The sequence below is a fragment of the Streptomyces sp. NPDC031132 genome (genome assembly GCF_055570595.1).
Genome location: NZ_JBVIGX010000013.1, coordinates 116423 through 142794, shown reverse-complemented (window position 1 = coordinate 142794; position 26372 = coordinate 116423). Strand labels below are relative to the sequence as shown.

Here is a 26372-nt window from a genome sequence, read left to right as displayed (position 1 = left end):
GCGGGGGACGATGGGGGGATGGCGCGCAAGGGACAGCAGGGGCAGCAGGGGCAGCGGGAGACGGTGAAGGCGGCGCGGCGGCCGGAGGTGCGGCTGCCGGAGCTGAGCGCGTGGGAGGGCGGTGAGCTGGAGCCGGACGGGGACTACGACGGGCTGGAGTTCGCGGACCTGGACCTGGGCGGGCAGGAGGGCATCGGGGCCCGGTTCATGGACTGCGCGCTGCGGCGGTGCGCGCTGGACGAGGCGGGGCTGGCGAAGGCGCGGATCCTGGACTCGGTGCTGGAGGGGGTCCGGGGGGTGGGGACGGACCTGTCGGGGGCTTCGCTGCGGGACGTGGAGCTGGTGGAGGCGCGCCTGGGCGGGGTGCAGTTGCACGGGGCGGTGCTGGAGCGGGTGGTGGTCCGCGGGGGCAAGATCGACTACCTGAACCTGCGGAAGGCGCGGCTCAAGGACGTGGTGTTCGACGGGTGCGTGCTGGTGGAGGCGGACTTCGCGGGCGCGGTGCTGGAGCAGGTGGAGTTCCGCGGGTGTGCGCTGCGGGGGGTTGATTTCACGGGGGCGCGGATGGCGGACGTGGATCTGCGGGGGGCCGCGGAGCTGGACATCGCTCGGGGGGTGGACGCGCTGTCCGGGGCGGTGATCAGCCCGAGCCAGCTCCTCGACCTGGCCCCGGCCCTGGCTGCGCAGCTGGGCCTCCGGGTCGTGTCGTAGCCCGCGGCGCCGTCGGCCGGAGGCCGGATGCAGCTGGGCGGCCTGCCGGGTGCGGCTGCGGGTGTGCGGCTGGGCTGGGCGGGGGCTGCGGGGGTGCCGCTGCGCGGGGCTGTCCCCTGCCCGCCCTTCCCCCGTTCCCCGGGCTCCGCCCGGACCCGCCGGAGCCCGGGCTGCGCCCGGAGCTTCCGGGGCTGGGCCCCGGACCTGCGAGGTTTCGTGCTGCGCCCGGGGCTCCCGGGGCCGGGCCCCGGACTGCGAGGTTTCGGGCTGCGTCCGACCAGCCGGAGGTCGGCTGTGCCCGGGGCTTCTCGGACTGTGCTCGGGGTCGTCGCGCTGCCGGGCTGCGCCTCGCCAGGGCTACGCCGGGACTCGGGGGAAGCGGGCCTGGAGGGTCCAGATGGTGGGGTTGTCGGCCAGGGTGTCGTGCATGTCGGTCAGGTCCGCGATCAGGTCGTGCAGGAAGTCGCGGGCTTCGCGGCGCAGGAGGCGGTGGCTGAAGGTCAGGGGTTCTTCCTCCGACGGCATCCAGTCGGCCTCGATGTCGACCCAGCCGAAGCGGCGCTCGAACAGCATCCGGTCGGTGGACTCGGTGAAGTCGAGTTCGGCGTACTGGCGGTTGGAGGAGCGGCTGCCGCGCGGGTCCTGGTCGAGCTGCTCGACGATGTCGCAGAGCGCCCAGGCGAAGTCCAGTACGGGCACCCATCCCCAGGCTGTGGACACTTCCCGGTCCTTGGCGGTGTCCGCGAGGTAGACGTCCCCGCAGAACAGGTCGTGGCGCAGGGAGTGGACGTCCGCCGAGCGGTAGTCGGTCTGCGGGGGGTCCGGGAAGCGCCGGGAGAGGGAGTAGCCGATGTCGAGCACGTACCCGATGGTGTCACGGGTGCGGCCCGATGGTGTTATCGGTGCAGGTGCGTGGGCGGCCGTTCCCGTCCCGGCGGTCGGCGGCCCGCCCTCAGCGGACGTTGACGGCCGTCCAGGCGGCGGCGACGCGCCCGTACTCGACGCTGCCCGGGCCGTAGAGGTCGGCTGCGGCCGTGAGGGTGGCGGTGCGGGCGCGGGCGTAGTTGGTGGTGGAGGTCATGTGGCTGCTCAGGGCCCGGTACCAGATGCGGACGGCCTTGTCCCGGCCGATGCCGAGCAGCTTGGAGCCGTCGTAGGTGGGGGAGTCGTAGGAGATCTTGTTGATCTCCTTGGGCCCGCTGCCTTCGGCGAGGAGGTAGAAGAAGTGCCGGGCGGGGCCGGAGGCCGCGTAGGGGTCGAGGGTGCCGATGTCGCGTGACCAGTAGTCGCGGGAGTGGCCGTCGAGGCTGGGGTGGTCCATGCGGCGCAGGGGGCCGTCGGCGAAGACGCGCTCGCCGATGAAGTAGTCCCCGACGTCGTTGGTGTTGTCGGCGAAGAACTCGATCGAGGTGCCGAGGATGTCGGCGGTGCCCTCGTTGAGGCCTCCGGGTTCGCCGGAGTAGGCGAGTCCGGCGGTGGCGGCGATCACGCCGTGGGTGAGCTCGTGGCCGACGATGTCGAGGGTGGCGAGCGTCCGGCCGGTGGTGGGGTCGTCGCCGTAGTTGGCGCAGGTGCAGGACGGGTCCCAGAAGGCGTTCGGGTAGTTGCTGCCGTAGTGCACGCGGGAGGTGACGCCCGCGCCGTCGCCGCGGATGCCGTTGCGGCCGAGCACGCCCTTGTAGAAGTCCCAGGTGGCGGCGGTGGCGTAGTGGGCGTCGACGCCGGCGGACTGGCGGTTGGCGGGGGTGCCGGTGCCGCCCCAGTCGTTGTCGGGGTCGGTGAAGAGGGTGCCGCCGCCGGTCTGGTTCATGGCGTCGAGGGTGCGCTGGTCGCCGCGGGTGGTGTCGCGGAGCTGGTAGGTGCTGCCGGTGAAGTAGGTGGTGAGGGGCACCGTGCCGGCGTGCTGGCTGTGACCGGTACCGGTGCTGCCGGGGGGCGCAGGCGCAGCCGTGGCCGTGGCTGCGGTGACCGTCATGACGGCGACGGCGGCGAGGAGGACGGCGAGGCGGGTGCGGGGAGAGGACGTCGGGTGGGTCACTCGGGCTCCTTCGCGGTGGCCGGGGTGGCGGCGCGAGTGAGCGTGACAGGACGGCCCCTGGTTTTGGCAGGTCTGCGACAAGGATTTCGGCGATCCCGGCCGGGTTGTCCGAACAGCCCCCGCCCGGTGTCCGGAACCCGACGCCGTCAGGGGCGGAGCGGGGAGCACCGCCAGGGCACGGGCCCCGTCACGGCAGCAGGCGCTGCTCCTTGGCCACCGAGACCGCTCCAGCGCGCGTGTCCACGCCGAGCTTGTCGTAGATGCGGCCCAGGTGGGTCTTCACCGTGGCCTCGCTGATGAACAGGGCCCGCGCGATGTCCCGGTTGCCCAGGCCCCGCGCCAGCTGGCCCAGGATGTCCAGTTCGCGGTCCGTCAGCGTCGGGCGGGAGCCCCGCATGTGGGCCATCACGCGGCTCGCCACCGGCGGGGAGAGCGTCGTACGGCCCGCCGCCGCCGAGTGGATCGCGGAGAACAGTTCCTCCGGGCGCTCCGCCTTCAGCAGGTAGCCCGTGGCACCCGCCGCGATGGCGCGGGTGACGTCCGCGTCGGTGTCGTACGTCGTGAGGACCAGGACGTGCGGAGGGTCGGTCACCGCCGTGATGCGGCGGGTGGCCTCCACCCCGTCGATGCCCTCGCCGAGCTGGAGGTCCATCAGCACCACGTCCGGGTGCAGCTTGGCCGCCAGGGCCACGGCCTCCTCGCCGCTGCCGGCCTCGCCCAGCACCTCGATGTCCGGCGCGCTGCCCAGCAGCGCCAGCAGGCCGGCACGCACCACCGCGTGGTCGTCGCAGAGGAGGATCGTCGTCATCGGGCCGGTTGCAGTCGTCATCCGGTGGGCTCCAGGGGGATGGCCGCGGAGAGGACCGTGCCCTCGCCGGGGGTGGATTCGAGGGTCAGGGTGCCGCCGAGCTGGCGGACGCGGGCGCGCATCGCCGGGAGCCCGTGCCCGCGGTCGCCGGCCGCCCCGCGCGCACCGGGCCGCGGCTCGGCGAAGCCCTCGCCGTCGTCCGCGACGTCCAGGACCACCTGGTCGCCGAGGAAACTCAGGGTCAGGGCCGCGGTCCGGGCGTGCGCGTGCTCCCGTACGTTGGCCAGTGCCCCCTGCGCGATCCGCAGCAGCGCCGACTGGACCCGGTCCGGGAGCGGGGCCGGGGCGCCCTCCAGGTGGAAGCGGACCTCGATCTCCGGGCCCGCATCGAGCGCGCGCAGCGCGTCCGCGAGGCCGCCGCCCCCTTCGAGCTCCGGCGGGGCCAGGTCGTGGACGAGGCGCCGCGCCTCCGCCAGCCCGCGCGCGGCGATGCCGGTGGCGGTACGGACGTGCGCGCGGGCGGTGGCCGGGTCGCTGTCCCAGGTGCGGTCCGCGGCCTGGAGCAGCATCTGCTGGCTGGACAGGTGCTGGGCGAGCGTGTCGTGGATCTCCATCGACAGCCGCTGCCGCTCGGCGAGGGTGCCCTCGCGGCGCTCCGTGGCGGCCAGTTCGCGGCGGGTGCGGATCAGGTCGTCGATCAGCGCGCGCTGGGACTCGGCCTGTCGCTCCATGTGGACGAAGACGGCGGTGGCGAGCGCGGCGATCGCGGGCGGGGCCAGCAGGAGGTTCGGGTCGAACTCCTTCGAGAGCTTGAGCTGGGCCGCCACCACGAACACGGTCAGCAGGGCCACGAGGACGATCGCCGCGCGGGGCGGCAGGGTGCGCAGCGCGGTGAAGAAGAGGGGGACGGCGCACCAGGCGAAGCTGGGCGCGAGGACGACCAGGACCACCCAGGTCGCCACCACCAGCCCGAGCCAGATCAGCCGCCGCACGGTGGGCGCGGCCCCGAGCGCGGGGCCGAGTACGTACAGCAGGGCCAGCGCGATGCTGAGCGCGATGATCCACGGGGTGCCGGGCGAGCCGGGGTGGCGCAGCAGGAAGCGGGCCACGGAGGCGCCGAGGAGGAGGAAGAACGCCGTGTGCATGACGGTCGCCAGGGTGCGCGTGTCGGCCTTCCCCGGCGTGCCGGGCCCGCCGGGCGTCCGCGGCGCCGGTGGCGGGGTGCGGCTCAGGTGGCTCACGGCGGGCTCCCGGGTCGGTGTCTGGCTCCATCGTGCCTGGTCGTACGCGATGGCGCCGACCAGCCAATCCGTCCTCGTACCCGGTCCGCATCGACCGATCGGTCGACCCCGGGGTCAACCGGTGCGGCAGCCGTCGCGAGCCGGTACGGGGACCGGTGGGCGCCGGGTACGGGCCCAGGCTTGGAGCAGCAGAACGAGCCGACGCCCCCGGTCGACGGCGCCGCACCCGGTCGACGGCGCCGCCGACGTACCCAGCCGATGCACTCAGGAGCAGCAGACATGAACACCCGCACCCGCGTTCTCACCGGTACCGCCCTCGCCGTCGCGCTCGGCGCCGGGACCTTCGGCGCGGTCAGCGCCAGCGCCGCGCAGACCGAGAGCGCTCCGGCCGTCGCCGCCGCCAAGAAGGACGGCCAGCCGAACGAGAAGAACTTCACCACCACGACCCACCTCACCATCGACGCCGCCACCCGCGCCGCCCAGGCCGCGCTCGAGGCCGCGCAGAAGGAGAACCAGAAGGTGACGGTCGCGGTCGTGGACCGCAACGGCAACACCATCGTCACCCTGCGCGGCGACGGCGCGGGCCCGCAGTCCTACGAGTCGGCGCAGCGCAAGGCCTACACCGCCGTGTCCTGGAACGCCCCGACCTCGGTGCTCGCGGGCCGCCTCGCCCAGACCCCGAACCTGAAGGACATCCCCGGCACCCTCTTCCTCGGCGGCGGCACCCCGGTGCAGTCCAAGGGCGCCCCGGTCGCCGGCATCGGTGTGGCCGGCGCCCCGAGCGGCGACCTGGACGAGAAGTACGCCAAGGCCGGCGCCGACTCCCTCGACAAGTAGACCCCGGCGCCACCTGCCCGATCTAGGATCGGGCGGGTGGAACACCGCCGCGCTTTCCCCCGCCTCGCCGCCCCTGCAGCCGTCGCTGCCGCCCTGCTCGCCCTCACCACGGGGTGTACGGCCGGCACGGTGCATGGGCGGCCGGGTGCGTCCGGGCTGCGCGACCCGTACTTCCCCAAGGCCGGCAACGGCGGCTACCAGATCGAGCACTACGACCTGGACCTCGACTACGACCCCGCCGACGGGGAGTTGAAGGCCACCGCCGTCGTCACCGCCCGCGCGGAGCAGGGGCTCAGCTCCTTCAACCTCGACCTGAGCGGGCTGGAGGTCGAGGGCGTCACCGTGCAGGGCGAGGGGGCGCGGTTCAACCGGACGGGGCGGGAGCTGACGGTGCGTCCGGCCGCGGACCTCAAGAAGGGCGAGGTCTTCCGGACGGAGATCGACTACCACGGGAAGCCGAAGCCCATCACCGATGCGGACGGCGCCAAGGAGGGCTGGATCACCACCGCGGACGGCGCCGTCGGGGTCGGCGAGCCGATCGGGTCGATGGCCTGGTTCCCCGGGAACCACCACCCCAGCGACAAGGCCACGTACGACATCACCCTCACCGTCCCCAAGGGCTACGAGGCGGTCTCGAACGGCGAGTTGAAGTCCCGCACCGACACCGCCGACGGGCAGACCGAGTTCGCCTGGCACAGCCCGGAGCCGATGGCGAGCTACCTGGCCACCGCCGCGATCGGCAAGTTCAAGGTGACGACCGGGCGGACCTCGTCCGGGGTCGCCCTCTACGAGGCCGTCACGCCCGATGAGGCCGCCGCCAGCGCCCCGGCGCTGGCCAGGCTGCCCGAGATGGTGGAGTGGGGCAGCCGCAGGTTCGGCCCGTACCCCTTCGCCACCGCGGGGGCGATCGTGCTGCCGGCCGAGACCCTCACGTACGCGCTGGAGACGCAGACCAAACCCGTCTTCTCCGGCGCACCCGACGAGAAGCTGGTCCTGCACGAGACGGCCCACCAGTGGTTCGGCGACTCGGTGTCGCCGAAGTCCTGGAAGGACATGTGGCTCAACGAGGGCTTCGCGACCTACGCCGAGTGGCTGTGGTCCGAGGACCACGGCGGGACGACCGCGCAGCAGTACTTCGACGCGTTCCTCGCGGGCGACACCGCGGTCGACAAGGACGCCGACTCCGACTGGGACGCCTTCCCGCCCGCGGACCCGCCCAGCGCCAAGGACATCTCCGAGACTCCGGTGTACTACCGGGGCGCGATGGTCCTGCAGCGGATCCGCCAGGAGGTGGGCGACGAGAAGTTCTTCGCGCTGCTGCGCGGCTGGCCCCAGGACCACCGGTACGGGAACGCGAGCACCGCCGAGTTCACCGCGTATGCGGAGCGGACGACGGGGCACGACCTGAAGAAGGTCTGGGACGTCTGGCTGTACGGGGAGGGCCGGCCGAAGTAGGCCTTGCGCGGTCGGCCTACAGGGCCTTGCGCAGCACCGTGCAGTCGCGACCGTGCTCGCGGTCCTTGGCGCGGCGCAGGGCGGTGTAGCCCTGGGCCTGCCAGAACGCCAGGCCGGCGGGGTTGTCGTCCAGTACGGCGAGCCGCAGGCCGGCCCGTCCCGCGGCGCGGAACCGGTCCTCGACGAGGGCGGCGACGGTGCGCCCGTACCCCTGGCGGTGCGCGGTGGCGTCGACGAGCAGCAGGCCGATCCACGGGTCCGGATCGCCGGAGGCGGAGTCGGGGTGGTGGGCGAGGGTGGCGGCCAGGCCGACCAGCCGGCCGGCGGAGCGGGCCAGGAGCACCTCGGCGCCGTCGTGGGCGAGTTCGTCGGCGAGGGCCGCGGCCACCTGCTCGACCGTGATGCGGGCCGGGTCGGGGAAGTCGCCGCTGAGCTCGAAGAAGGCGCGGTTGGTCGCGTAGAGCGCGGCGATCTCGGTGAGGACCGGCCCGGGCAGTGCGCCGTCCACGGGAGCGAGCGGTTGGAGGATCACCCGCCGAACCGTAGCGAAGCCCCCTCCCCGGACGGCCGGGAGGGGGCTTCGGCTGCGACGGTGCCGGCTCAGACGTTGACGCCGAAGTCCTGGGCGATACCGGTCAGGCCGGAGGCGTAACCCTGGCCGACCGCGCGGAACTTCCACTCGGCGCCGTTGCGGTAGAGCTCGCCGAAGACCATGGCGGTCTCGGTGGCCGCGTCCTCGGAGAGGTCGTAGCGGGCGATCTCGGCGCCGCCGGCCTGGTTCACGACGCGGATGTACGCGTTGCGGACCTGGCCGAAGTTCTGGCTGCGGGCGTCGGCGTCGTAGATCGAGACCGGGAAGACGATCTTGTCCACGTCGGCCGCGAGCGTGGCGAGGTTGACGTTGATGGACTCGTCGTCGCCGGAGCCCTCGCCGGTGCGGTTGTCACCGGTGTGGACGATGCTCTGGTCCGGGGTGGACTTGTTGTTGAAGAAGACGAAGTGACCGTCGGAGACGACCTTGCCCATCGCGTTGACCGCGATGGCGGAGGCGTCCAGGTCGAAGTCGACACCGGTCGTCGTACGGACGTCCCAGCCGAGGCCGACCGTGACGGCGCTGAGGCCGGGGGCCTCCTTCGTGAGCGAGACGTTGCCGCCCTTGGACAGGCTTACTGCCATTTTGACTGGTGTCCCTTCCTCGTCGCATGGCCGCGAGATTGTGGCCAAGGTACCGCTGACCTTCATAACGCGGGGAGGGGGGCCGTAGGTTCCACTCCAGGATTTCCCCGCGGATTCCCCCACCGTTCAGCCGCAGAAATACGGGTGACGGGCATGGCGCGGGGCGGGATCATAGGGGGCATGCCTGGTCCCTATGTCATTCGCGGTTCGGTCGTGCTCCCCGAGGCGGAGCTCGCCTGGCGCTTTTCGCGATCATCCGGGCCGGGTGGACAGCACGTCAACACCTCGGACTCGCGCGTGGAGCTGCTGTTCGACGTGGCGGCGACGAAGGCGCTGCCGGACGTGTGGAAGGAGCGGGCGCTGGAGCGGCTCGCGGCCCGGCTGGTGGACGGGGTGCTGACCGTACGGGCCTCCGAGCACCGCTCGCAGTTCCGCAACCGGGAGATGGCGCTGGTCCGTATGGCGTCCGTGCTCGCGGAGGCCACCGCCCCGCCGCCCAAGGCGCGCCGTGCGACGAAGATCCCGCGGGGGATCAACGAACGCCGCCTCCGGGAGAAGAAGGCCCGGGCGGAGACCAAGCGAGGCCGCACCGGCCGGGACTGGTAGCGGCGCAGGCGTTCAGCCCGCCAGATGGCGGTAGCGGCCGCGGAAGTAGGTCAGCGGCGGGGAGTCGGGGGACGGGAGCGCCGAGGTGAGGACGCGGCCGATGACCAGGGTGTGGTCGCCCGCCTCGACGCGGTTCTCCGTACGGCATTCGAGGGTGGCCAGGGCGCCGGTCAGCAGCGGGGCCCCCGAGACCTCGCCGCGGCCGTAGGGGAGGTCCGCGAAGAGCAGCCGGTCGCTGATGCGGTTCTTCATCGAGAAGCGGCTCGCCACCTGCACCTGGTGGTCGGCGAGGACCGAGACCGCCCACAGGGGCTGCTCCGCCAGTAGGTCGTCCATCCGGGAGCCCTCGCGCAGGCTCACCAGGACCAGCGGCGGGTCCAGGGACACGGACATGAAGGCGGTGGCCGTCATGCCGACGTCCTCGCCGCCCGGGCCGTCCGGTGTCAGCGGGTTCTCGTGTGCGGTGATCAGGCACACGCCCGCCGCCAGGCGGGACATCGCGGCCCGGAACTCGTCGTTGCTCACGCCCTCAGGATGAAGGGTGGAGGCGATCGGCATGGGTACGGGGGTCGTCTTCGGCACGCCCAGAACGCTAGTCTCGCCCTCCCGCGCCGCACATCGGGCCCGAGTCCGAGCCGCGTCCCCGCCCCTTGGCCTAGGCCCGGGCGTATCGTTTGCTCCCGGGAATGCAAGGGAGTGCTCCCGGGCGCCGCCACCCCCACCGCTCACTTTTATTCATCTCATGTGACTTGAGTCACAGAGAGCAAGATTTGTTGACCCTGTGTACCTGGCGCACAGCTCACTGTGATTCAGTGGACGGGACACCGCAACGAAACGCCGATGACAAACCTGGAGTTGCTGTCGAGGTCTCGGGGAGAGCGAGCAATGGAGACCGAGTCGGAGCCGTACGTCCGTCTTGCGACCCTGCGGCAGCTTCATCAGGTGGTGGCCGAGCTCAACACGGCCAGGAGCCTGGCGGACACTCTGCAGACCGTCGTGGACGGCATCGTCGTGGGCCTCGGCTACCAGCTCGCCTGTGTCAACCTCGTACGCCCTGACGGGGATCTCGTCGTCGCCGCGTTCGCCGGCGACCCCGCCGCAGAAGCCCTCATCACCGGCCGCGTCGGCTCCCGTGCCTCCTGGGAGCGCCGTCTGACGATGGGGGAGAGCTGGGACGGGCTCCGCTTCATCCCGCACACCGAGGGCTGGATCCTGCTCGAGGACGACGTGCCCCAGTGGCACACGGACGGCCCCGATCCGCGCTTCGAGGACGAGTGGCACCCCGAGGACCGGCTCTATGCCCCCATGTATGCGTCCGGCGGGGAACTTCTGGGTGTCATTTCGGTGGACAGACCGCGCAACGGGCGGCGCCCCGGCGCGTGGGGGCGCGAAGCGCTCCAGATGTACGCCTTCCAAGCCGCGATTGCGATCAGCAACGCACGGCTGCGCGCGAACATGCAGCGGGCCCTGGTCCGGCTGGAGCGTGAACAGCAGGCGCTGCGCGCGAGCGAGGAGTCGTTCCGGCAGGCCTTCGAGTACGCGCCGAGCGGCATGGCGATCGCCGAGATGGGCGGGGACCAGCACGGGCGGCTGCTGCGGACCAACGACGCGCTGTGTCGGCTGCTGGGCCGGCCCGCCTCGGTACTGCGCCGGTACTCCTTCTCCGACCTGGTCCACCCCGAGGACATCGGGACCCTGCTGCGCACCTCCGCCGAGGGCGGCCGGGCCGAGCTGCGGCTCGGGCGGCGCGACGGCACGTACGTATGGGTGTCGCTGCGCAACTCCGTCGTCGCGGACGCCGCCGACGGGCCGCGCTTCCTGCTCACGCACGTCGAGGACATCGAGGAGCGCAAGCGCCACGAGCTCCAGCTCGCCCACCGGGCCAGCCACGACTCGCTGACGGGCCTCCCGAACAGCGCCGAGCTGCGCGCCCGCCTCGGCGCCCGGCTGTGCCGCAGGCCGCAGTCGGTCCGCGCCACCGCCGTGGAGGCGCTCGACGCGGCCTACGAGGGGCACGGCGTCGGCGGGGGGCTCCCGACGGGCGGTGGCGGCGGTGAGCACGGCTTTCAGCCCGACGCCTTCCCCGAGCCCTTCGAGTTCCCCGGCGCGGCCGCGGCGCCCGGGGCTCCCGGCACGCCCGGCGCGGGGGCGGGCCCGTACGACCACCACGTGCACACGGTGGCGCCCGCGACGGACGTCGACGACGGGACGAAGGGGCTCGCGGTGCTCTTCTGCGACCTCGACGGGTTCAAGTCGATCAACGACCGGTTCGGGCACCACACGGGTGACGCGGTCCTGATCGAGGTGGCCCGGAGGCTGACGACGGGCGTCAGGGACGGTGACACCGTCGCTCGGCTGGGTGGTGACGAATTCGTCGTCCTCGCGGACGGACTGGGCGCCGCCGACGCCGCCGACCTGGCCGTCCGGCTGCGCAACGCGATCATCCCGCCGATCCGCGTGGACGGCCGCGCGGTCCGTGTGGGCGCGAGTTTCGGCATCGGCTGGGCCAGCTGCGGCATGTCGGCGGACGAGGTGCTGCGCTCGGCCGACCAGCGGATGTACATCGAGAAAAGGTCCCGTTCCAAGGCGCACCGCCGGGCCGGATGAGGCGATCGGCCGCCCGTGGGTGCACGTGTTCGGGGTAGGCTCCCGTGGGTTGAAAGGAGTGACCTGCGATGACGACGCCCGCGAACCACGGCTCGAACAGTGGGGCGAACCAGCCCGAGGACGACGACCCGTTCGGCTATCTCTACGCGGACGGCCAGGCCGCCGGAGCCACCCCGCCCGCGCCGGGCGGTGGATACGGCTACCCCGGCCCGACGGTCGGTGGTCAGCCCGGCGTACAGCCAGGCGTCCCCCGTACCTCCTACAACCAGGTGCGCACGGTCGGTGAGCGGACGTACGGCGGCCAGCGCGGCGCCCAGGTTCCGCCGCAGCAGCAGCAGCCGTCCTACCAGGCGCAGTACCAGGCCCCTGAAGCCCTCCAGGCGGGCGGCTACGGGGTTCCGCCGCAGCAGGGGCAGACCACGGCGTCGATCCCCGCGCCGGGCGGCCACGGAGGCCACGGCGGAGGCGGAGGTTCCAGCCGCAAGGGCATGCTCATCGCGGCGGTCGCGGTGGTCGCCGCGGTCGCGATCGGCATCGGTGCGGCCGTGGCCTTCGGCAGCAAGGACGAGGACAAGAACGGCAAGGGCAACGCGGCGGGCGGACAGCAGTCCGCGCAGCCGCAGAACTCGCCGTCGACGCAGCCGAGCGCCTCGACGTCCCCGGAGGCCCCGCTCCCGAAGGCGGACGCCTCGGGCGCGGGCATGTCCCTCACGGGCGGCGCGCACCTGGAAGCCGCCATCGCGGGCGCGAAGAGCGCGGGCGGCCAGTACGTGGGCGGCCTGAACGCCGCCGGCGCGGCGGCGACGTGGACCGTGGACGTGGCCAAGGCGGGCCAGTACAAGCTGAAGATGGTCTACGGGGTGCCGGGCAAGGACGCCAGCACCACGCTGACCATCAACGGCGAGGCGCAGTCCCGGCCGATCAACATGAAGAACTTCTCCGGGGCCAAGCCGGGCGAGTGGGACAAGGGCTGGACCAACACCTGGTCGCTCGTGACGCTCAAGCAGGGCACGAACACGATCAAGATCTCGTGCGAGGCCGGGAACCAGTGCGAGGTCAACCTCGATCAGCTCTGGCTCGAGAAGGGCTGATCGGGGAAACCGCCCCGGCGGCCCCCCGGAGCGCCCACCGCCCCCACGGTCCTAATGCGCCGTCAGCGTCACCGACCCCCGTACCTGTTCATAGGTGTGGGGGTCGAAGTCACCTGCCGTCGGGGCGCGGACCGTGGCTGCCGAGAGGGCTACCGCTCGGGTCAGGCGGGCCGGCCAGTCCAGGCCCTCCGTGAGGGCCGACAGGAGGCCCGCCACCGCGGAGTCGCCGGCTCCGGTCGGGTTGCCCGACAGGGTGCGGGGCGGGGCCGCCTGCCAGGTGCCCTGGGCGGTGGCCGCCAGCAGCCCGCCGGGGCCGAGCGAGGTGACCACGGCGTGCGCGCCGCGGCGGCGGGCGTCGCGGGTGGCCTGCAGCGGCTCGCGGGAGCCGGTCAGCTCGGCGAGCTCGGCGGCGTTCGGCTTGATCATCTCCGGGCGGGCGGCGACCCCGCGGCGCAGGGCCTCGCCGCTCGTGTCCAGGAGGACGGGGACCCCGGCCGCGCGGGCGGCCCGTACGAGCACCGCGTACGCGCCCACCGGCACGCCCGGCGGGAGGCTGCCGCACAGGGCGACCGCGCCGGCGCCGGCCAGCAGGGCCTCGTAGCGGACGAGGAACTCCGCCCACTCCGAGGAACTGATCAGCGGGCCGGGTTCGTTGAACTGCGTGGTGTCGCCGGAGGCTTCGTCGACGACGGCCAGGGTGCGCCGGGTGGTGCCCGCGCAGGGCACCAGAGCGTCCGTCACCTGTGGGGAACCGGCGAGCAGTTCGCGTACGACGGCGCCGGTGCGCCCGCCCGCGAAGCCGGTCGCGGTGACCTCGTGGCCCAGGGCGGCCAGCACGCGGGCGACGTTGAGGCCCTTGCCGCCGGGTCTCTCGGTCACGGTGGTGACCCGGTGCGTGGTGTGCGCGATCAGCTTCGGCACGTGGTGGGTGACGTCGAGTGCGGTGTTGAGCGTCACGGTCAGGATCATGGCAGGCCCCGGTCTCGGTGTGTGCCGGGATCATGCCAAACAGCAGTACGGGCGGCCCAGTCCGCTGGCCGCCCGCCTGCCTCCCATACCCGCTCAGACCAGTGGATCCACGATCCATTCGCCGCGCCGCATGACGCCCTTGACGTCGAACTCCGCGTCCAGGACGACCAGGTCGGCGTACTTGCCCGGCTCCAGCGAGCCGACCTCGCCGTACAGGCCGATCAGCTTGGCGGGGTTCACGGAGATCGCCTGGACCACGGACTCGACGGGCAGCTGGTCCAGGGTCACCGACCGCTTGAACGCGGTGTCCAGGGTCAGCGTGGAGCCGGCGATCGAACCGCCCTCGACGAGGCGGGCCACGCCCTCCTTGACCTCGACCTCCAGCGGCCCGAGGTGGTAGATCCCGTCGCCGAAGCCCGCCGCGTCCATGGCGTCGGTGATCAGCGCCACGCGGTGTGCGCCCGCGTGGTGGAAGGCCAGTTCCAGCATCGCCGGGTGCAGGTGGGTGCCGTCGTTGATCAGCTCGACGGTGACCCGCTCGTCCTCGAGCAGCGCGGCGATCGGGCCGGGGGCACGGTGCTCCATGCCGGGCATCGCGTTGTACAGGTGGGTGGCCACGGTCGCGCCCGCGTCGATGGCCTGGCGCGTCTGGTCGTACGTGGAGTCGGTGTGGCCGATCGCGGCGATGACCCCGTGCTCGGCCAGCAGCCGTACGGAGTCCAGCCCGCCCGGGAGTTCGGTGGCGAGCGTGAACATGCGGGCGGCGCCGTGCGCGGCGTCGATCAGCTTGCGGACCTCGGCCGGGTCGGGGTCGCGCAGCAGGTCCTCCTTGTGCGCGCCCTTGCGGCAGGCGTTGATGAAGGGGCCCTCGAAGTGGATGCCCGCGATCTCGCCCTGCTGGGTCAGCTCGGCGAGCAGCCCGGCGCGGCGGGCCAGTTCGTCGAGGTCGCCGGTGACGGTGGAGGCGACGAGCGTGGTGGTGCCGTGCTCGCGGTGGGTCCGTACGCCCTTCAGGACCTCCTCGGCGGTGCCGGAGGTGAAGGAGGCGCCGCCTCCGCCGTGGTTGTGCATGTCCACGAAGCCGGGGACGATCCAGTGCCCGGACAGGTCGACGGTCCTCGCGCCCTCGCCGGCGCTGCCGGCGATGCGTTCGCCGTCGACGATGACGCGGCCGCCCGCCACGGTCCCGGTGGGCAGCACCACCCTGGCGCCGGAGAGAACGGTGCTGTGTGCGCTTCCGGACATCAGGCAGGTACCTCCGTGGCGAGTAGGTCCCAGGCGAGCAGCCCTGCGCCCAGGCATCCGGCGGTGTCCCCGAGGGCCGCCGGAACGATGTCGGGCAGCCGCTGGAACGTCACGCGCTCCTCGACGGCCTTCCGGAGTGGTGTGAACAAGGTTTCCCCCGCCTCGGCGAGCCCGCCACCGATGATCAGCGTGCGCGGGTCCAGCAGGGTGATCGCGGTGACCAGGCCGTCGGCGAGGGCGCCGACGGCGGTCTGCCACACCTCGAGGGCGCGCGCGTCGCCGGACTCGACGGCCTTGGCGCAGTCGGCGGCGTCCGCGGCGGGGTCGCCGGAGGCGGACGCCCAGGCGCGGCTGACGGCGGACGCGGAGGCGAGCGTCTCCAGGCAGCCGTACTGGCCGCAGCCGCAGGCGGGGCCGCCGGGGCGGACCACGATGTGGCCGATCTCGCCGGCGTAGCCGTGGGCGCCGGCCTCGATGCGGCCGGCGATGCCGATGGCGCCGGCGATGCCGGTGCCGAGGGGGACGAACAGGAAGCGGTCGGCGCCGCGGCCGGCGCCGATGCGGCCCTCCGCGAGTCCGCCCGTGCGCACGTCGTGGCCCAGGGCCACCGGAAGGGAGCCGAGCCGTCTGCTGAGCAGCTCGCGCATCGGTACGTCGCGCCAGCCCAGGTTCGCGGCGTAGACGGCGATCCCGTTCTCGGCGTCGACGATCCCGGGGACGGCGACGCCGGCTGCGGAAGCGGGCACGCCGAAGCGCTCGCGGCCGAGCTCGGACAGCTCGGCGGCGAACTCCAGGATCGTCTCGACGACGGCGTCGGGGCCCCGGTCGCGGCCGGTGGCGCGGCGCGCTTCGTGGAGCAGGGTGCCGTCGTCGGCGATGAGGGCGGCCTTCATCCCGGTGCCGCCCACATCGAGGGCGATGACGTGCTTCACGGCGTGTTTCACGGGTTTCACAGGTGACAGTCTCGCGTGCTCGGCGGGGAAAGGTCTAGTCCATTGGAGGGGATTGTTGAGCTGCCATACAAATTCGCGACCTCGGTCGGGACACGAACGGGACACGGCCCGTTCCCGGATGTGGACGAGCCGCCAAAGTGGTGTAGACCTTACGTGGATCGTACGTACAACAAGGGGTGGATCGAGAACTGTGAAGGGCCGTTACCTGAGCCTGGCCGCGACCGGAGCCGCACTGGGCCTGACCGCCGTGGTGCTGACCGGCTGTGGAACCGTGGGGAGTCTCACCGGGGACAACGAGGTGACCCTGCGGGTCGTGGCGGCCGACTACGGGGACAATCCGCAAAACTCCTCGTCGGGGTACTGGAAGGACCTCGCCGCCGGCTTCGAGAAGGACCACCCCGGCGTCAAGGTCGAGGTCAGCGTCTACTCCTGGTCCGAGGTCGACGCCAAGGTCGCGGCGATGGTCAAGGCCGGCAAGGCCCCCGACATCGCCCAGATCGGCGCCTACGCCGACTACGCGGCCGCCGGCAAGCTGTACACGGCGGACGAGCTGCTCTCCGTCACCACCGAGGCCGACTTCCTGGCGCCGCTCGCGGACGCGGGCAAGGTCAGGCGGATCCAGTACGGCATGCCGTTCGTGGCCAGCACGCGCCTGCTCTTCTACAACGAGAAGCTGCTGAGCGACGCCGGGGTCATCCCGAAGGACGCCAAGGGCGGCTGGCAGCCGAAGAGCTGGGCCGACCTGGAGGCCGCCGCGAAGAAGCTCAAGACCGCGGGCGTGGCGACCCCCTTCGCGCTGCCGCTGGGCCGCGAGGAGGCGCAGGCCGAATCGATGATGTGGATGCTCTCCGGCGGTGGCGGCTACACCGACAACGAGGAGGCGTACTCGATCGACTCCCCGGAGAACGTCAAGACGTTCGAGTTCCTGCGCGACAAGATGGTCGGCCAGGGGCTGACCGGGTCGACGGAACCGGCGAAGACGGACCGGCAGGCCGCCTTCGACGCCTTCGCGCGGGGCGAGGTGGGCATGCTCAACGGCCACCCCACGCTGATCAAGCAGGCGGGGGAGAAGGGCGTGAAGTTCGGCATGGTGTCCATGCCGACCGCCGACGGGACCGAGCACCCGACGATGGGCGTCGCGGACTGGGTGATGGCCTTCAAGAACGGCCACCGCAAGGAGTCCGGGAAGTTCCTGGACTACCTGTACGAGGCGAAGAACGTGACGGCCTTCACCAACAAGTACGACCTGCTGCCGGCCACGACGAGCGGCTACCGGGCGATGGACGCCGGTACCGGTGGTGCGGCCCCGCAGCTGAAGACGTTCCTGCAGGCGCTGCCGAACGCCCGGCTCTACCCGGTCGGCAAGAAGTCCTGGGCCGGGGTGAGCGAGGACGTCAAGCAGAACATCGGCAAGAGCGTGCAGCCGGGCGGGCAGCCGGCGAAGGTCCTCGAGGACATCGCGCAGGCGGCGCGCAAGGCGGACGCCCACTGAGCGGACGCCGACCGAGGCGTGCGGGGCCGAGGGGTGTGGGCCGGGTGGGTGTCACAGGGCGGCGTTAATCTGGCGGTATGACGGACGACGTGGGGCTGACGGCCACCGAGGCCGCGGTGCTCGCGTACGAGGGACGCACTTGGCCCGGGCCCGGGGCCAAGGAGCGGGCCATACGGGAAGGGCTGGGGATGACCCCGGTCCGCTACTACCAACTGCTCAACGTGCTGATGGACGACCCGCGGGCGCTGGCCCACGCGCCCGGCACCGTCAACCGGCTCCGCCGCATGCGCGAGGCCCAGCGGGCCCGGCGCTGACGCATCGGCGCCCACGGGCCCGCCGCGCGCCGTAGCCGTGGCACGGCAGGGCCGTTAGGGTCGTGCGTATGGGGAGCCGTCCGCACAACATGCCGATGCCCGTCACCGCCGCGGGACGCGAGGGACTCGAAGCCCTCCTCCGCGCACCCCGCCGTTCCGTGGTCGCGCTCGACTTCGACGGCACCCTCGCCGAGATCGTCCCGGACCCGGACCAGGCGCGCGCCCACTCGGGAGCCGTCGGGGCGCTGGCCGCCCTGGCCCCGGAGGTCGCCTCGGTGGCCGTGATCACCGGCCGGCCGGCGGGGGTCGCGGTGCGCTACGGGGGCTTCGCCGGGGCTGCCGGCCTGGAGCACCTGGTGGTTCTCGGCCACTACGGGGCCGAGCGCTGGGACGCGGTGAGCGGCATCGTGCACACCCCGGCCGAGCACCCGGGAGTCGCCGCCGTACGGGCGGAGCTGCCCGGGTTCCTGGACGCCATCGGCGCCTGGCGCGGTACGTGGATCGAGGAGAAGGGCCGGGCGCTGGCCGTCCACACCCGGCGCGCCGAGGACCCGGAAGCGGCCTTCGCCGCACTGCGCGAGCCGCTGGCCGAGCTGGCGGCGCGGCACGGGCTGATGGTGGAGCCGGGACGGGCGGTGCTGGAGTTGCGGCCGCCGGGGATGGACAAGGGCGTGGCCCTGACCGAGTACCTGGCGGAGACGGGTGCCGAGGCGGTCCTGTACGCGGGGGACGACCTCGGCGACCTCGCGGCGTACGCGGCCGTGGAGAAGCTCCGGACGGACGGCATGCCGGGGCTGCTGGTGGCCAGCGGCTCGGCCGAGGTTCCCGAGCTGGCCTCCCGGGCCGACCTCGTCCTGAGCGGCCCGGCCGAGGTCGTCGGCTTCCTGGCCACCCTGGCCCAGGCCATCCGCTCCGCGACCCCGACGCCGTAACCGCCGCGCGGGGCCCTTCGCGCCTCGAACGCCGGCGGGGCCGGATCTTCCGCCCGTCCGGCGTTGGGGGACCGGGTCCGGGCTGAGCCCGGGGAACGGTGGAAGGGCGGGCAGGGGACGGCCCCGCGCAGCGGTTGCCGTCACGCCTCGCGGAGTGCGGTCAGCTGGGCCGTGAACCAGTCGGTCGGCGGGAGGGCGGTCGCCGCCAAGGCCAGCCGCTTCGTACGCTCCGCACGCTCCTCGGCCGGCATGGCGAGGGCGGCGTGCAGCGCAGCGGCCGTCTCCGACACGTCGTACGGGTTCACCGTCAGCGCGTCCTCGCGGAGCTCCCCGTACGCCCCCGCCCCGGTCGACAGCACCAGCACGCACCCCGCGTCCGAGACCACCGGGATCTCCTTCGCCACCAGGTTCATCCCGTCCCGCACCGGGTTCACCAGCGCCACGTCCGCCAGCCGGTACGCCGCCAGGGAGCGCGCGAAGTCGTCCTTCACCGACACCAGCACCGGCTGCCAGTCCTCCGTGCCGAACTCCTCGTTGATCTGCTCGGCCAGCTCCCGCACCGCCTCCGTGTACGACCGGTACACCGCCAGGTCCTGCCGGGACGGATACGCCGAGGCCAGGTGCACCACGCGCCCCCGCCACTCCGGGTGCACCGTCAGCAGCTCCCGGTAGGCCGACAAGCCGCGCACGATGTTCTTCGACAGCTCCGTCCGGTCCACCCGGACGATCGTCCTGCGGTCCCCGACCTCCGCCCGCAGCGCCGCCAGCTTGTCGTTCACCTCCGGCCGGTGCGCCAGCGCCCGCAGTTCGTCGCCGTCCACGCCCAGCGGGTACACGGCCACGTTCGTCCGCCGGTGCTGCACCGGGCCACTCGTCATCTTCTCGACGTACGGCGCGTCCCTCGGGTCCGCCCCGGCCGCCGTCTTCGGCTCCGCGATGCCCCGCTCGTCGTCCAGCTGCGCCGCGGTCATGAAGCTGTGCGCCCACGCCCACGTGTGGAAGCCCACCACGTCCGCCCCGAGCATGCCCCACATCAGCTGCGCCCGGATGTCGTCGGGGAGCATGTCCAGGAACTCGCGCGAGGCCCACGGGGTGTGCGTGAAGTGGCTGATCTTCAGGTCCGGCCGCAGTTCCCGCAGCTCACCCGGGACCAGCGCCAGGTGGTAGTCCTGCACGAGCACCGCCGCGCCCTCGCCGGCCTCCTGGGCCAGCGCCAGCGCGAAGGCGTGGTTGTAGGCGGCGTACGAATCCCACCGCCGCCGGAACTCCGCGTCGAAGACCGGCTCGCGCGGGATGTCGTACAGGTGGTGGTGCGTGAACCACAGCACCGAGTTCGCGATGCCGTTGTACGCGTCGTCGTACGTCGTGGGATCGATGTCCAGCATCCGGACGCCGGGTTCGGAGACGCCCCGGCGGACCGCCTCCCGGTCCGCCTCCGACAGCGCCGCGCAGATCCACAGCGCCTCCGGCTGTCGGGCGAGGGCGGCGGAGAGGCCGGAGACGAGACCGCCCCCGCCGCGCCGGGCCGTGAGGGTGCCGTCGTCGCCGAGCTGGTAGGAGAGCGGGCCGCGGTTCGCTGCAACGAGTACCTGGGAAGCCATGCCGCGAACCTAGCCCGGGGCCTGCCCGCTCAAACGTCAGTTCCCTCACGCCACCCTGCGGCCGGAGTACTCCTTGACCCCGGCCATCGGCGGCCGCTCCTCGGTGTCCACGGCGTACGTCCGCGGCACGAACCCGTTCGGCCCGCGCTCGAACTGGGTCAGTTCCGGCCGTACGAGGTGCCCGCGCGAGAGCCGCAGCTGCGCCGTGCGGTAGATCGCCGCGGCCATCCGGCCCAGTGCCTGGCCGTCCTGATGGCGGTGGAGCCGTACGCCGACGTCCACCTGGGCCAGCGCGTCCAGTCCGACCGTGTGCAGCGCGTCCACGAGCAGCCCCAGCTCGACGCCGTACCCGACGGGGAAGGGCAGACGTTCCAGCAGGGTGCGGCGCACGGCGTACTCACCGCCCAGCGGCTGGACGAAGCCGGCCAGCTGCGGCCAGTGGAGGTTGAGGAGCGGACGGGCGACCAGCTCGGTCACCCGGCCCCCCTGGCCGGGCGGCCTACCGGAGGCGAGCCCGTCGACCTCCGGTCCCAGCGGGCGGTCGTACATCGCCTTGACGAACTGCACGTCCGGCTCGGTCAGCAGCGGGCCGACGATCCCGGACACGAAGGCGGAGGAGAAGTCCCGCAGGTCGGCGTCCACGAAGCAGACGACGTCGCCGGTGGTCACCAGCAGCGAGCGCCACAGCACCTCGCCCTTGCCGTGCACGACCGGGATCCGCGGCAGGATGTCGTCGCGGTGCACCACGCGGGCGCCCGCCTTCGCGGCCACCTCGGCGGTCCGGTCGGTGGAACCCGAGTCGACCACGACCAGTTCGTCGACCAGCGGCACCGGCAGTCCGTCGATCAGATCGCGACGGATCACCTCGACGATGGCGCCGACCGTCTCCTCCTCGTCGAGCGCGGGCAGGACGACGCTGACCGTGGTGCCTGCCGCCCGCTTGGCGGAAAGCAGCTGGTCGAGCGGTCGGTCGGCCGCGGACCAGGAGCGGTCCGCAAACCAGCGCTCCACCTCTTCCAGCACGTTCGGCACTCCCTGTTTCCTCGTTCGTCCTCGGCGGGTTTCAGCCGAAAAGTGATCCATCTCGCGGTTCGGACAGCTGTCTCAACCGCCCGGACCTTCCGTTACAGTCTTGAACAACGCGAAGGACCACCGCATGCCGGGGGTCCCCGCGAACAAACGCCCGGACGCGCCATGGAGCGCGCGGCCCGGTGCCATACCGCTCATCCAGAGGGGCAGAGGGACACGGCCCGTTGAAGCCCCGGCAACCCTCCAGTCGGTTCTCGCGCTTGCTTGCAGCAGCGAGGTCCCCGGCTAGGGAAGGTGCCAATTCCGTCTCATGGCGAAGTGCGCCATGGGGAAGATGAGGAGAAAGGGCCTCGCCATCATGGCTGCACAGACTGTTGCCACCTCTGTCGATCTCGGACCTGCCACCGGCCTCTCGTGTCGTGAGTGCGGTACCCGCTTCGAGCTCGGACCCATCTTCGCGTGCGTCGAGTGCTTCGGACCTCTGGAAGTCGCCTACGACCTTCCCACCGGGGACCCCGACGCCCTGCGCGCCGCGATCGAGGCCGGCCCGAACAACATCTGGCGCTACGCCCCGCTGCTGCCCGTCCCCGCGGACGTGGCCTCCAAGCCCAGCCTGAACCCCGGCTTCACCAAGCTCGTCGACGCGGCCAACCTGGCCAAGGAGCTCGGCTTCACCGGCAAGCTGTACGTCAAGGACGACTCCGGCAACCCGACGCACTCCTTCAAGGACCGCGTCGTGGCCATCGCCGTCGAGGCCGCCCGCGCCTTCGGCTTCACCACCCTGTCCTGCTCCTCCACCGGCAACCTGGCCGGCGCCGTCGGCGCCGCGGCCGCCCGGGCCGGATTCCGCTCCTGCGTGTTCATCCCGCACGACCTGGAGCAGGGCAAGGTCGTCATGGCCGGGGTGTACGGCGGCGACCTGGTCGGCATCGAGGGCAACTACGACGACGTCAACCGCTTCTGCTCCGAGCTCATCGGCGACCCGCTGGGCGAGGGCTGGGGCTTCGTCAACGTCAACCTGCGTCCGTACTACGGCGAGGGCTCCAAGACGCTGGCGTACGAGATCTGCGAGCAGCTCGGCTGGCAGCTGCCCGACCAGATCGTGATCCCGATCGCGTCCGGCTCGCAGCTGACGAAGATCGACAAGGGGCTGCAGGAGCTGGTCAAGCTCGGCCTGGTCGAGGACAAGCCTTACAAGATCTTCGGCGCCCAGGCCGAGGGCTGCTCCCCGGTCTCCACCGCCTTCAAGGCCGGCCACGACGTGGTCCGCCCGCAGAAGCCGAACACCATCGCCAAGTCGCTGGCCATCGGCAACCCGGCCGACGGCCCGTACGTCCTGGACATCGCCCGCCGTACGGGCGGCTACGTCGAGGACGTCAACGACGAGCAGGTCGTCGAGGCCATCAAGATCCTCGCGCAGACCGAGGGCATCTTCGCCGAGACCGCGGGCGGCGTGACCGTCGGCGTGACCAAGAAGCTCATCGAGAACGGGCAGCTCGACCCGGCGCTGACCACGGTGGTCCTCAACACCGGTGACGGCCTCAAGACCCTGGAGGCGGTGGCCGCGGACAGCGGGCAGACCGCCACCATCCGCCCGAGCCTGGACGCGTTCCGCGCAGCCGGCCTGGCCTAGGGGGTGGCCGGCGGACCAAGGCCGGGCCCGGGGTCTCTGGCACCGCGCCTTGCTGCGTTGTCGTCAGTCGCCGACGCTCCGCGTCGACTCCCTCCTCCGCCTTGCAATCCACGGCACGAGACACCCCGGGCTGATCCGGCCCTGATCCGCCGGACACCCCCTCCCTCCCCGAACCCCCGGAAAGGCAGCAGCGCCATGAGCGTCAACGTCCGCATCCCCACCATCCTGCGCACCTACACCGGCGGCCAGGCCGAGGTCGCCGCCGAGGGCGCGACCCTCTCCGAGGTCATCGCGTCCCTGGAGGCGAACCACCCGGGCATCGCCGCCCGCGTCCTGGACGACCAGGGCAAGCTGCGCCGCTTCGTGAACGTCTACGTCAACGACGACGACGTGCGCTTCGAGGGCGGCCTGGACGCGGTGACGCCGGACGGTGCGGGTGTCTCGATCATTCCCGCCGTCGCCGGCGGCTGCTGATACGCGAAAGCCCCGAATTGCTCCCTCCGCTAAAAGCGGAGGGGGCAATTCTGCTTGGTTGGGCGCGGTAGAGTTGGGGAAGTCCCCTCCGCTGTTCTTGCCACCCGCATATGAGCGGGTCGAGTGAGGGTTGACATTGAGTCAATATGCAAGTGCGGTATGGGGCTTTGGCGAGATATGCCGGGTCCGAGTTGCCCGGCAATATGCCAAATTTTCACTCTATTTCAATGTATCCCCGTGTCCAGATTTCTCGTCGGATTGACCTGTTGCAGACAGCAGCGGTGCAGATACATTCAGCCCCGGTCGAGGCGTTCCGGCGCAAGTTCTGACCCGGGACCGCGAAGTGCGGTCCTGCGCAAGGGCCAGTAATAGGGGAGTTAGGCATGGCTCAGGGCACCGTCAAGTGGTTCAACGCGGAGAAGGGCTACGGCTTCATCGCGGTCGACGGTGGTGCGGATGTGTTCGTCCACTACAGCGCCATCCAGATGGACGGGTACCGCACCCTTGAAGAGGGTCAGCGGGTCGAGTTCGAGATCTCGCAGGGCCAGAAGGGTCCGCAGGCGGACATGGTCAAGCTCGCCGTCTAGTCCCGGCGCGATCGACCACCGACGCATACACATGAAGGGCCCGCATCCTGGAGGAGGGATGCGGGCCCTTCGTGCTGCCCCCGCAGCGCGCGCGTGTCGCCCGCGCGCCGCCCCGTGCCGCCCCTCGTGCCGGGCCCGGACGTCGGCCCGGCGTTCCCTCAAGCCGCTTGCACTCGAGGGGGTCGAGTGCTAATCATTGGCGTTAGCACTCTCCTGTCGAGAGTGCTACTACACAGGACCGGGTCGGTGAGGCCCGCAGGGTCCGGCGGGAAGGAACCGCCGGGCACGCAGGCCGTCCGTCGCGGGCGCGGGCGCGGTCCGGAGCAATCCAACCCTCCCCTGGCGCCGGCGGCGCAGGGGGAACCCCAGTCCTGGAGGACCACTTCAGATGGCCAAGATCATTGCGTTCGACGAGGAGGCCCGGCGCGGTCTCGAGCGCGGGATGAACCAGCTCGCCGACGCCGTCAAGGTCACCCTTGGCCCCAAGGGTCGCAACGTCGTCCTTGAGAAGAAGTGGGGCGCCCCCACGATCACCAACGATGGTGTCTCCATCGCCAAGGAGATCGAGCTCGAGGACCCGTACGAGAAGATCGGCGCCGAGCTGGTCAAGGAAGTCGCCAAGAAGACGGACGACGTCGCGGGCGACGGTACGACCACCGCCACCGTGCTCGCCCAGGCGCTCGTCCGCGAGGGCCTGCGCAACGTGGCCGCCGGTGCCAACCCGATGGCCCTCAAGCGTGGCATCGAGAAGGCCGTCGAGGCCGTCTCCGGCGCCCTGCTCGAGCAGGCGAAGGATGTCGAGACCAAGGAGCAGATCGCTTCGACGGCCTCCATCTCCGCCGCCGACACCCAGATCGGCGAGCTCATCGCCGAGGCCATGGACAAGGTCGGCAAGGAAGGCGTCATCACCGTCGAGGAGTCCCAGACCTTCGGTCTGGAGCTCGAGCTCACCGAGGGCATGCGCTTCGACAAGGGCTACATCTCGGCGTACTTCGCCACCGACATGGAGCGTATGGAGGCGTCCCTGGACGACCCGTACATCCTGATCGTCAACTCCAAGATCGGCAACGTGAAGGACCTCCTTCCGCTGCTCGAGAAGGTCATGCAGTCCGGCAAGCCGCTGCTGATCATCGCCGAGGACGTCGAGGGCGAGGCCCTGTCGACCCTGGTCGTCAACAAGATCCGCGGCACCTTCCGGTCCGTCGCCGTCAAGGCCCCGGGCTTCGGCGACCGCCGCAAGGCCATGCTCGGCGACATCGCCATCCTCACGGGCGGCACGGTCATCTCCGAGGAGGTCGGCCTCAAGCTCGAGAACGCGGGCCTCGACCTGCTCGGCCGCGCCCGCAAGGTCGTCATCTCCAAGGACGAGACCACGATCGTCGACGGCTCCGGCGACAGCGACCAGGTCCAGGGTCGCGTCAACCAGATCCGCGCCGAGATCGAGAACTCCGACTCGGACTACGACCGCGAGAAGCTCCAGGAGCGCCTCGCGAAGCTGGCCGGCGGCGTGGCCGTCATCAAGGCCGGCGCCGCGACCGAGGTGGAGCTCAAGGAGCGCAAGCACCGCATCGAGGACGCCGTTCGCAACGCGAAGGCGGCCGTCGAGGAGGGCATCGTCGCCGGTGGTGGCGTGGCCCTGCTCCAGGCCTCCGCGGTCTTCGAGAAGCTCGACCTGTCGGGTGACGAGGCGACCGGCGCCAACGCCGTGAAGCTCGCCCTGGAGGCCCCGCTCAAGCAGATCGCCGTCAACGGTGGTCTCGAGGGTGGCGTCGTCGTGGAGAAGGTCCGCAACCTGACCGTCGGCTGGGGCCTCAACGCCGCGACCGGCGAGTACGTGGACATGATCGCCGAGGGCATCATCGACCCGGCGAAGGTCACGCGCTCTGCCCTGCAGAACGCCGCGTCCATCGCCGCGCTGTTCCTGACGACCGAGGCCGTCATCGCCGACAAGCCCGAGAAGGCCGGCGCCCCGGCCGGCGGCGGCATGCCGGGCGGTGACATGGACTTCTGATCGACCTCTGGTTGATCGGCTGTTCTCGAACGAGGGCGGCACTCCCCGTGCAGGGGGGTGCCGCCCTCGGGCGTTTCCGCGGCGCGCTAGAAGCCGGTGGTGTCGAGGGAGAACTCGAAGGGCTCCGGGATCTGCACGGGTTTGCCGAAGGACACTGTCGTACGGGAGCGGTACCCGTGCGGTGAGGGTTCCCAGCAGCAGGTGAGCTCCGATTCCTGCATGTCGACGATCAGACAGACGGGGACGAGCTGTCCGTAGACCTCCAGCTTCTCGTTCCAGTCCACGTCCTTGGCGGACACGGAGGTGAACTCGGCCACGAGGGAGAGTGCCGCTCCGTCCAGGTGCCTTCCCTCGCCCTCGAATGCGGACTCGTCGACCACGTAGAGATCGGGGCCGTAGGCGCGCCCGGCCGCTGAGAACTGGAAGAGGAAGGGCGCGATGTCCGACCGTTGTCCTCCGAGTGGCGTTCCGTGCACAGGGCGTGAGCCCCCTTCCAGGCTAGCGGCGGGCGGGTGGCTGCGCCCGGTTCCGAGACGGATCACCACCGCTCGGGCGGCTTTGA

Annotated in this window: 26 protein-coding genes and 1 riboswitch; of the genes, 13 read left to right on the top strand and 13 right to left on the bottom strand. The window is 71.7% G+C overall.

Annotation, left to right across the window (positions count from 1 at the left end):
- The first annotated feature begins 18 nt into the window (after window positions 1–18).
- On the top strand, window positions 19–711 hold the full coding sequence (locus tag ACZ49B_RS21140; protein WP_468308040.1) for a pentapeptide repeat-containing protein: 693 nt from the start codon (window positions 19–21) through the stop codon (window positions 709–711).
- A 357-nt stretch (window positions 712–1068) separates the two neighbouring features.
- Here ACZ49B_RS21140 and ACZ49B_RS21135 read toward each other — a convergent pair whose 3' ends face one another.
- From ACZ49B_RS21135 to ACZ49B_RS21120, 4 genes are all read right to left on the bottom strand, one after another.
- Entirely contained in the window at window positions 1069–1572 is a 504-nt protein-coding gene (locus ACZ49B_RS21135; RefSeq protein WP_468308037.1) for a hypothetical protein, read from the bottom strand.
- A gap of 91 nt (window positions 1573–1663) precedes the next feature.
- A complete protein-coding gene (locus ACZ49B_RS21130) occupies window positions 1664–2749 on the bottom strand; it encodes a M4 family metallopeptidase (RefSeq protein WP_468308036.1) in 1086 nt (361 codons plus the stop codon).
- A gap of 187 nt (window positions 2750–2936) precedes the next feature.
- Window positions 2937–3578 (bottom strand): response regulator, encoded by a 642-nt coding sequence (locus ACZ49B_RS21125; RefSeq protein ID WP_468308034.1) that lies wholly within the window; start codon window positions 3576–3578, stop codon window positions 2937–2939.
- On the bottom strand, window positions 3575–4702 hold the full coding sequence (locus ACZ49B_RS21120) for a sensor histidine kinase (protein ID WP_468308253.1): 1128 nt from the start codon (window positions 4700–4702) through the stop codon (window positions 3575–3577). Before ACZ49B_RS21120 ends, ACZ49B_RS21125 begins: the two co-directional genes overlap by 4 nt.
- A gap of 375 nt (window positions 4703–5077) precedes the next feature.
- On the opposite strand from ACZ49B_RS21120, the gene ACZ49B_RS21115 reads away from it, so the two are divergent.
- Together ACZ49B_RS21115 and ACZ49B_RS21110 are read left to right on the top strand one after the other, a co-directional pair.
- A complete protein-coding gene (locus ACZ49B_RS21115) occupies window positions 5078–5635 on the top strand; it encodes a GlcG/HbpS family heme-binding protein (RefSeq protein WP_468308032.1) in 558 nt (185 codons plus the stop codon).
- Window positions 5636–5671: 36 nt separating this feature from the next.
- On the top strand, window positions 5672–7090 hold the full coding sequence (locus ACZ49B_RS21110; protein WP_468308030.1) for a M1 family metallopeptidase: 1419 nt from the start codon (window positions 5672–5674) through the stop codon (window positions 7088–7090).
- A 16-nt stretch (window positions 7091–7106) separates the two neighbouring features.
- On the opposite strand, the gene ACZ49B_RS21105 is transcribed toward ACZ49B_RS21110, so the two are convergent.
- The gene (locus tag ACZ49B_RS21105; RefSeq protein ID WP_468308027.1) at window positions 7107–7622 is read right to left on the bottom strand and encodes a GNAT family N-acetyltransferase; all 516 of its coding nucleotides are present in this window, start codon (window positions 7620–7622) and stop codon (window positions 7107–7109) included.
- Window positions 7623–7690: 68 nt separating this feature from the next.
- Window positions 7691–8266, bottom strand: a complete 576-nt coding sequence (locus ACZ49B_RS21100) for a TerD family protein (protein WP_030156998.1) — start codon at window positions 8264–8266, stop codon at window positions 7691–7693.
- Between the two features lie 180 nt (window positions 8267–8446).
- Here ACZ49B_RS21100 and arfB point away from each other — a divergent pair, with 180 nt between their 5' ends.
- Window positions 8447–8872 carry an alternative ribosome rescue aminoacyl-tRNA hydrolase ArfB gene (arfB, locus tag ACZ49B_RS21095; protein WP_053786579.1) on the top strand — a complete coding sequence of 142 codons (426 nt, stop codon included), beginning with the start codon at window positions 8447–8449 and terminating at the stop codon, window positions 8870–8872.
- Window positions 8873–8884: 12 nt separating this feature from the next.
- Here arfB and ACZ49B_RS21090 read toward each other — a convergent pair whose 3' ends face one another.
- Window positions 8885–9430 (bottom strand): flavin reductase family protein, encoded by a 546-nt coding sequence (locus ACZ49B_RS21090; RefSeq protein WP_051832751.1) that lies wholly within the window; start codon window positions 9428–9430, stop codon window positions 8885–8887.
- 327 nt (window positions 9431–9757) lie between these two features.
- Here ACZ49B_RS21090 and cdgB point away from each other — a divergent pair, with 327 nt between their 5' ends.
- Window positions 9758–11479, top strand: coding sequence for a diguanylate cyclase CdgB (cdgB, locus tag ACZ49B_RS21085; protein ID WP_468308023.1), 1722 nt, complete (start codon window positions 9758–9760; stop codon window positions 11477–11479).
- A gap of 68 nt (window positions 11480–11547) precedes the next feature.
- Entirely contained in the window at window positions 11548–12570 is a 1023-nt protein-coding gene (locus ACZ49B_RS21080) for a CBM35 domain-containing protein (RefSeq protein WP_468308021.1), read from the top strand.
- A 51-nt stretch (window positions 12571–12621) separates the two neighbouring features.
- Here ACZ49B_RS21080 and ACZ49B_RS21075 read toward each other — a convergent pair whose 3' ends face one another.
- The 3 genes from ACZ49B_RS21075 to ACZ49B_RS21065 all read right to left on the bottom strand — a co-directional run bounded on the left by ACZ49B_RS21075 (window position 12622) and on the right by ACZ49B_RS21065 (window position 15716).
- Entirely contained in the window at window positions 12622–13539 is a 918-nt protein-coding gene (locus ACZ49B_RS21075) for a 1-phosphofructokinase family hexose kinase (protein ID WP_468308018.1), read from the bottom strand.
- 93 nt (window positions 13540–13632) lie between these two features.
- Complete coding sequence (gene nagA / locus ACZ49B_RS21070) at window positions 13633–14784, bottom strand: N-acetylglucosamine-6-phosphate deacetylase (protein ID WP_468308017.1); 1152 nt, start codon at window positions 14782–14784, stop codon at window positions 13633–13635.
- Window positions 14784–15716: an ROK family protein gene (locus ACZ49B_RS21065; RefSeq protein WP_468308250.1), complete on the bottom strand. Its 933-nt coding sequence runs from the start codon at window positions 15714–15716 to the stop codon at window positions 14784–14786. Before ACZ49B_RS21065 ends, nagA begins: the two co-directional genes overlap by 1 nt.
- A 211-nt stretch (window positions 15717–15927) precedes the next feature.
- Here ACZ49B_RS21065 and ACZ49B_RS21060 point away from each other — a divergent pair, with 211 nt between their 5' ends.
- The 3 genes from ACZ49B_RS21060 to otsB all read left to right on the top strand — a co-directional run bounded on the left by ACZ49B_RS21060 (window position 15928) and on the right by otsB (window position 18475).
- On the top strand, window positions 15928–17229 hold the full coding sequence (locus tag ACZ49B_RS21060; RefSeq protein WP_468308015.1) for an ABC transporter substrate-binding protein: 1302 nt from the start codon (window positions 15928–15930) through the stop codon (window positions 17227–17229).
- 77 nt (window positions 17230–17306) lie between these two features.
- Window positions 17307–17543 carry a DUF3263 domain-containing protein gene (locus tag ACZ49B_RS21055; protein ID WP_030298721.1) on the top strand — a complete coding sequence of 79 codons (237 nt, stop codon included), beginning with the start codon at window positions 17307–17309 and terminating at the stop codon, window positions 17541–17543.
- 68 nt (window positions 17544–17611) lie between these two features.
- Window positions 17612–18475 (top strand): trehalose-phosphatase, encoded by an 864-nt coding sequence (gene otsB / locus ACZ49B_RS21050; RefSeq protein WP_468308013.1) that lies wholly within the window; start codon window positions 17612–17614, stop codon window positions 18473–18475.
- 140 nt (window positions 18476–18615) lie between these two features.
- Here the strand turns inward: otsB and ACZ49B_RS21045 are convergent, their stop codons facing one another.
- Window positions 18616–20076, bottom strand: coding sequence for an alpha,alpha-trehalose-phosphate synthase (UDP-forming) (locus tag ACZ49B_RS21045; RefSeq protein WP_468308012.1), 1461 nt, complete (start codon window positions 20074–20076; stop codon window positions 18616–18618).
- Between the two features lie 45 nt (window positions 20077–20121).
- Window positions 20122–21099 carry a glucosyl-3-phosphoglycerate synthase gene (locus tag ACZ49B_RS21040; RefSeq protein ID WP_468308247.1) on the bottom strand — a complete coding sequence of 326 codons (978 nt, stop codon included), beginning with the start codon at window positions 21097–21099 and terminating at the stop codon, window positions 20122–20124.
- Window positions 21100–21296: 197 nt separating this feature from the next.
- A riboswitch (SAM riboswitch) is annotated at window positions 21297–21446 on the top strand.
- A 17-nt stretch (window positions 21447–21463) separates the two neighbouring features.
- Here ACZ49B_RS21040 and thrC point away from each other — a divergent pair.
- The 4 genes from thrC to groL all read left to right on the top strand — a co-directional run bounded on the left by thrC (window position 21464) and on the right by groL (window position 25810).
- Entirely contained in the window at window positions 21464–22738 is a 1275-nt protein-coding gene (thrC, locus tag ACZ49B_RS21035; RefSeq protein WP_468308011.1) for a threonine synthase, read from the top strand.
- 195 nt (window positions 22739–22933) lie between these two features.
- Complete coding sequence (locus ACZ49B_RS21030; RefSeq protein WP_030298713.1) at window positions 22934–23212, top strand: MoaD/ThiS family protein; 279 nt, start codon at window positions 22934–22936, stop codon at window positions 23210–23212.
- Between the two features lie 383 nt (window positions 23213–23595).
- A complete protein-coding gene (locus ACZ49B_RS21025; protein ID WP_005315736.1) occupies window positions 23596–23799 on the top strand; it encodes a cold-shock protein in 204 nt (67 codons plus the stop codon).
- A gap of 388 nt (window positions 23800–24187) precedes the next feature.
- Complete coding sequence (gene groL / locus ACZ49B_RS21020) at window positions 24188–25810, top strand: chaperonin GroEL (RefSeq protein WP_362636293.1); 1623 nt, start codon at window positions 24188–24190, stop codon at window positions 25808–25810.
- A gap of 86 nt (window positions 25811–25896) precedes the next feature.
- Here groL and ACZ49B_RS21015 read toward each other — a convergent pair whose 3' ends face one another.
- A complete protein-coding gene (locus tag ACZ49B_RS21015; protein ID WP_468308009.1) occupies window positions 25897–26286 on the bottom strand; it encodes a hypothetical protein in 390 nt (129 codons plus the stop codon).
- Between the last annotated feature and the right edge of the window lie 86 nt (window positions 26287–26372).